General features: G+C 57.8%; 2 tRNA genes. Both read left to right on the forward strand.

Going from position 1 to position 287, the window contains the following annotated elements:
• Window positions 1-53 precede the first annotated feature (53 nt).
• A tRNA-Gly gene (locus GVL04_RS24455) sits at window positions 54-126 on the forward strand.
• Between the two features lie 34 nt (window positions 127-160).
• Window positions 161-235 (forward strand) — tRNA-Val (locus tag GVL04_RS24460).
• Window positions 236-287: the final 52 nt, after the last annotated feature.

Genomic DNA, 287 nt, shown 5'->3' on the forward strand with positions numbered 1-287 from the left:
CAAGGCAACTTGTTTGTTGTTGAAGGCCAGGCATCAGCCGGCAGGCAACATGTGCGGACGTAGCTCAGCTGGTAGAGCACCACCTTGCCAAGGTGGATGTCGCGAGTTCGAATCTCGTCGTCCGCTCTCCTGTTTGCAAGAGTTTGCAGGACCCGGAAACGGGCGATTGGCGCAGCGGTAGCGCGCTTCCCTGACACGGAAGAGGTCACTGGTTCGATCCCAGTATCGCCCACCAGAACAAGGCAACTTGTTTGTTGTTGAAGGCCAGGCATCAGCCGGCAGGCAAC

This window comes from Arthrobacter sp. 18067, assembly GCF_902706295.1.
GTDB lineage: Bacteria > Actinomycetota > Actinomycetes > Actinomycetales > Micrococcaceae > Arthrobacter.